This is a genomic window from Mesorhizobium sp. M7A.F.Ca.MR.245.00.0.0, assembly GCF_003997415.1.
Classification (GTDB): domain Bacteria; phylum Pseudomonadota; class Alphaproteobacteria; order Rhizobiales; family Rhizobiaceae; genus Mesorhizobium.
Genome location: NZ_RZTE01000012.1, coordinates 1 through 5,036 on the forward strand (window position 1 = coordinate 1; position 5,036 = coordinate 5,036).

The 5,036-nt window shown below is 63.4% G+C and carries 5 protein-coding genes; 1 reads left to right on the forward strand and 4 read right to left on the reverse strand.

The features are described 5' to 3' along the window. Positions 1 to 102: 102 nt before the first annotated feature. The gene (locus tag EOB80_RS14760; protein ID WP_127268181.1) at positions 103 to 711 is read right to left on the reverse strand and encodes a TetR/AcrR family transcriptional regulator; all 609 of its coding nucleotides are present in this window, start codon (positions 709 to 711) and stop codon (positions 103 to 105) included. A gap of 121 nt (positions 712 to 832) precedes the next feature. Here EOB80_RS14760 and EOB80_RS14765 point away from each other — a divergent pair, with 121 nt between their 5' ends. Beyond that, on the forward strand, positions 833 to 2,056 hold the full coding sequence (locus EOB80_RS14765; protein WP_127328380.1) for an MFS transporter: 1,224 nt from the start codon (positions 833 to 835) through the stop codon (positions 2,054 to 2,056). A gap of 38 nt (positions 2,057 to 2,094) precedes the next feature. Here the strand turns inward: EOB80_RS14765 and EOB80_RS14770 are convergent, their stop codons facing one another. The 3 genes from EOB80_RS14770 to aroC all read right to left on the reverse strand — a co-directional run bounded on the left by EOB80_RS14770 (position 2,095) and on the right by aroC (position 4,990). Next, positions 2,095 to 2,637 carry a GNAT family protein gene (locus EOB80_RS14770; RefSeq protein WP_127322377.1) on the reverse strand — a complete coding sequence of 181 codons (543 nt, stop codon included), beginning with the start codon at positions 2,635 to 2,637 and terminating at the stop codon, positions 2,095 to 2,097. Between the two features lie 33 nt (positions 2,638 to 2,670). Further along, on the reverse strand, positions 2,671 to 3,771 hold the full coding sequence (gene ribB / locus EOB80_RS14775; RefSeq protein WP_127268178.1) for a 3,4-dihydroxy-2-butanone-4-phosphate synthase: 1,101 nt from the start codon (positions 3,769 to 3,771) through the stop codon (positions 2,671 to 2,673). A gap of 118 nt (positions 3,772 to 3,889) precedes the next feature. Next, positions 3,890 to 4,990 (reverse strand): chorismate synthase, encoded by a 1,101-nt coding sequence (gene aroC, locus EOB80_RS14780; protein WP_127268177.1) that lies wholly within the window; start codon positions 4,988 to 4,990, stop codon positions 3,890 to 3,892. Positions 4,991 to 5,036: the final 46 nt, after the last annotated feature.

Below are 5,036 nucleotides of genomic sequence, written 5' to 3' on the forward strand. Positions count from 1 at the left end.
AAATCAGCACCATGGACGAATATGTACCTTAGCTGAGGTCACCGAGTCAAGAAAAAATTCCTATCGGGAACAGCTGCCGGCACGAAAGCTCCGGTGGGAACTTCAATTCGACTGCGGGTCCGGCTTCTTGAGCAGGCCTTCGAGCAGTTGCTTGAACGCCGTCACCACCTTCTTCGACGTCGCTTCGGGGTCGCTCGAATTGGCGATCCGTTGCGCTGCCTGGCTGCTCGCTCCGTTGATCAGTCGCGAGGCCGTCTCGGGGTCGAGGCTGGAGACAACGACCCCCTCCTCCTGCAGCGCGGTCAGATGGTCGGTCATTGAAGCGATGCACGCACTGCAATTCGGCCATTGCGCTGGATCCCCCAGCACGGCCGGGCCATCCCGGAACATGATGCGCTGGATTTCCGGCTCCAGCGCCATCTCGATATAGGTCGAGCACTCGTCGACGAAATGTTGCCAACGGGTCGGCGCTCTCGACGCGACCTCATTGATGCGCGCCGCCATCTCGCCGTCAATCTGGGCTATGACCGCCTGCAGCAGCCCCTTTTTGTCGCCGAAATGATGATAGAGCGCGCCGCGCGTCAGCCCGGCCGAAGCGGTGAAATCATCCATCGAGGCTTCCGCATAGCCTGTTGTGCCGAAGGCATGACGGGCCGCCGCGATCAGCTTGGCGCGCGTCTCGGCGATCATCTCCTTGCGGGGTCTGTGCATGGCTTCTGGCCCTATTCACATACGCAACGTATGCCAATTGACATACGCGACGTATGGTCTATTTAATGATCATACGCTCCGTATGTAATTGTCCAATCGTCCTTTGTCGAGGAACCAACCGATGCAAAATCCCTACGCGGAAATCTTTCGTGCCCCCGGAGCCAAGGGCTTTGCGGCCGCCGGCTTCATGGCGCGCCTGCCGATCGCCATGGCGCCCATCGGCATCGTGGCGATGCTGTCGCAGACGCGTGGCGAATACTGGCTGGCCGGAGCCGTCTCGGCGACATACGCGCTGGCCAACGCCTTCGTCGCGCCGCAGATATCGAGACTGGTGGACCGCCTGGGCCAGACACGAATCGTGGTGCCCACCACCATCATCGCGGTGCTGGCTTTCGCAGTCCTGATAGCGGCGGCCAACCAGGACTGGCCGGTTTGGACGCTGTTCGTATCGTCACTGCTGGCTGCCGCCATGCCAAGCATACCTGCGATGGTGCGCGCGCGCTGGACGGAGATTTTCCGGGGGCGGCCGCAGATGAACACCGCATTCGCCTTCGAGTCCGTGGCCGATGAACTGGTCTATATCGCCGGGGCATCGCTATCGGTCGGCCTGAGTGCCGCCCTATTCCCGGAAGCCGGCGTTCTGGTGAGCACATTATTTCTCGCATTCGGATCAGCGGCCTTCATCCTGCAACGCTCGACCGAGCCCCGGGTGCGGCCGGTCGACCATAACTCAAGCGGCTCGGCGATCCGCCTGCGGCCGGTTCAGATCATCACCCTCGCCCTGATCTTCATCGGCGCAACCTTCGCGACGACGGAAGTGACCACCGTGGCGATCACCAAGGAGCTTGGCCAACCGGGCGCCGCCAGCCTCGTCATCGGCGTTTATGCGCTGGGATCGTTCGTACTCGGCATCATCGTCGGCGCGCTCAGCCTGAAGGCGCCGCTGCAACGCCAGCTGGCCATCGCAGTCGCCCTCGTCGCGCTCGGCACGCTGTTGCCGCTCACCGCCGACACCGTGCCACTGCTGGCGCTGACCGTGTTCATCAGCGGTGTGGCGATCTCGCCGACCTTCATCACCGCGTTCGGCCTGATCGAGCGGCATGTGCCGGAAGCGATGCTGACCGAAGGCATCACCTGGGTCATGACCGGCATCGGCATCGGCATGGCGCTGGGCTCGTTCGCGGCCGGCGCGATGGTGGATGCGTTCGGCGCCCAGAGCGGGTTCTGGGTGTCGGTGGCTTCAGGCACGATCGCACTGGCCACGGTGCTGCTCGGCCAACGCAGCCTTGCCACGACTGAGTGCGAGATGGACGGATGCGAAGCAGCCGCGATTGCCGCGGAATAGTTCCGGCGCGTCCGGGCTTTAGGACCGGGCGCGCCGCTCTAGGCGGCCGGGCCTGAAATATTGGCTTTTCCCGGGTGCGCCAATGCCAAAAGTATCGTTGGCGCCCCGCGCAGCATCACCTCTTTTTCGAAGGCGAAGCCACATTTCTCCAGCACCCGTCGCGAGGCCGGATTGGCGGGGCGGACGAGGCCGACAACCCGATCGGCACGCAAGGGGCCGAACGCGGTGCGCAGTGCTTCCATCACCAATTCCGTGGCATAGCCATGTCCCCAGGCCGCCGGATGAAGATGATAGGACAGGTTCAGACCGTCGAAATCCGCCGATACCGTGACGCCGCCGAAGCCGATCAACTTTCCATCCGCCTCGACCGCCCAGCGGCCAAAGCCGTGCTTGTCCCAATGACCGATGTCGCGCGTCAGCCGCGCGGCGCTCTGCTGGGCTGTATCCGGAACAGGGTCGGGTCGATGCGCAACAAGCTCCCCGCGCGAAAAGAGATCGGCTAGGAAATCCAGATCAGCCTCTGCCGGGCGGCGCAGCAAAAGCCGCTCGCTGCGCTGGCTGGAAGGCAGGGGCGCATTCATCCGTCTTCTCCGGCAACCGGATCGGCGGGAGGCTCAGAGGATCTCGGTCTTGGCGATGTGGATGCCAAAACCTTCGAGGCCGACATAGTGGCGTTCGCGCGAGGCGATCAGGTTGATCGAGGAGATGCCGAGATCCTTGAGGATCTGCGCGCCGAGCCCGATCTCGCGCCACTCGTTTTCGCGGCGGCGGGCCTCTTCGTGATCCTCGCGGTCGCCGCTTGCCGGTCGTTTGCGCTCCTGATGCGCAACGCCGACGGAGCCTTCTCTGAGATAGACGATGACACCGCGCCTGCGCTCGCCCATTGCCTTCATGATGGCGTCGAGCCGGTGGCTGGTGCCGAACACATCGGTCACCACATCCTCCGAATGCAGGCGCACCGGGACCTCCTCGCCGTCACGAATGTCGCCGAAGACGATGGCGACGTGGTGCATGGAGTCCCACGGCAGCGTGTAGGTGAAGACCTGTGCCTTGCCGCCGAGCGTGTCGATTTCCGAGCAAGCGACGCGTTCGACCAGAGTTTCCTTACGTTGCCGGTAGGCGATGAGGTCGGCAACCGAAACCTGCTTCAGCCCATGCTCCTCGGCGAAAGCCTGCACCTGCGGGCCGCGCTTGACGGTGCCGTCATCATTGACCAGCTCGGAAATGACGCCGACCGGCGGCAGGCCGGCGAGCTTGCACAGATCGACCGCTGCTTCGGTATGGCCGGAGCGCATCAGCACGCCGCCTTCGCGCGCGATCAGCGGGAAGATGTGGCCAGGGCGGACGAAATCCGAGCCACCGACATTGCCGTTGGCAAGATTTCGAACGGTCAAAGTGCGATCTTCGGCCGAGATGCCCGTCGTGGTGCCATGCTTGAAATCGACGCTGACGGTGAAAGCGGTGGTATGGGCGGAATCGTTGTCGGCGACCATCGGCGCAAGGTTCAGCCGCTTGGCTTCTTCGCGCGGCATCGGCGTGCAGACGATGCCGGAGGTGTGGCGCACGATGAACGCCATCTTTTCGGGCGTGCAGTGGACGGCGGCAACGATCAGGTCGCCTTCGTTCTCGCGCCCGTCATCATCCATGACGACGACGATCTCGCCGCGTTCGAAAGCACGCAGGGCTTCGACGATCTTCTTCTGGTCGTAAGGCATAAGTGCTCGCTTTGCTCGCAGGGAATAAGGGAGTAGGGCAGTACGGGAGTAGGGAAAAGCAAAAAGATTTGGCCGGCCGCGCTAAGAGCGCAACATATTCCCTTATTCCCTTATTCCCCTATTCCCTTCCCGTCTGTCCCCGATGCCGCAGATAGTGGTCGGCGATCGCACAGGCAACCATTGCTTCGCCGATCGGCACGGCGCGGATGCCGACGCATGGGTCGTGGCGACCCTTGGTCATGATCTCGACGTCCCTGCCGTCCTTGTCGATCGACTTTCGCGGCGTCAGGATCGAGGAGGTCGGCTTGACGGCGAAACGAGCGACGATCGCCTGGCCGGTCGAGATGCCACCGAGGATGCCGCCCGCATTGTTGGACAGGAACACCGGCTTGCCGTCATTGCCGATGCGCATCTCGTCGGCATTCTGCTCGCCGGTGATACGGGCGGCCTCGAAGCCGTTGCCGATCTCGACGCCCTTGACCGCGTTGATCGACATCAGGCCGGAGGCGATGTCCTGATCGAGCTTGGCATAGATCGGCGCGCCGAGGCCTGGCGGAACGCCGTCGGCGACGATTTCGATCACCGCCCCGACCGAGGAGCCCGCCTTGCGGATGCCGTCGAGATACTGGGTGAAGACGGGTACGGAGGCCGGATCGGGGGTGAAGAACGGATTTTCGGCATCGCCGATGAAATTCCAGTTCCAGTTGGCGCGGTCTATGGATTTTTCGCCCATCGACACCAGCGCGCCGCGCACCACAACGCCCGGAACCACCTTGCGCGCCAAGGCACCGGCCGCCACCCTGGCTGCCGTCTCGCGGGCCGAGGAGCGGCCGCCGCCGCGATAATCGCGCACGCCGTATTTGACCTCATAGGTGTAGTCGGCATGGCCCGGCCGGTATTGGCGGGCGATCTCGCCATAATCCTTTGAACGCTGGTCGACATTCTCGATCAGCATCGACACCGGCGTGCCGGTGGTGATCATCGTCTCGCCGTCCTCGTCGAAGATGAAGCCGGACAGCACCTTCACTTCATCCGGTTCGCGACGCTGCGTGACGAAACGTGATTGCCCCGGCCGGCGCTTGTCGAGTTCGGCCTGGATGTCGGCTCGAGTGAAGCGGATGCCGGGCGGGCAGCCGTCGACCACGCAGCCGAGCGACGGGCCATGGCTTTCGCCCCAGGTGGTGACGCGGAAAAGGTGCCCGAACGTGTTGTGAGACATGAAATGACCCTGCCCGGCATCCGCTTCACTCGAGCCGACATCCAGG

Bases quoted from the DNA above. Each gene is read 5' to 3' on its own strand.
- EOB80_RS14760 (WP_127268181.1), bottom strand. From the start codon at position 711: ATGCACAGACCCCGCAAGGAGATGATCGCCGAGACGCGCGCCAAGCTG.
- EOB80_RS14765 (WP_127328380.1), top strand. From the start codon at position 833: ATGCAAAATCCCTACGCGGAAATCTTTCGTGCCCCCGGAGCCAAGGGC.
- EOB80_RS14770 (WP_127322377.1), bottom strand. From the start codon at position 2,637: ATGAATGCGCCCCTGCCTTCCAGCCAGCGCAGCGAGCGGCTTTTGCTG.
- ribB (WP_127268178.1), bottom strand. From the start codon at position 3,771: ATGCCTTACGACCAGAAGAAGATCGTCGAAGCCCTGCGTGCTTTCGAA.
- aroC (WP_127268177.1), bottom strand. From the start codon at position 4,990: ATGTCTCACAACACGTTCGGGCACCTTTTCCGCGTCACCACCTGGGGC.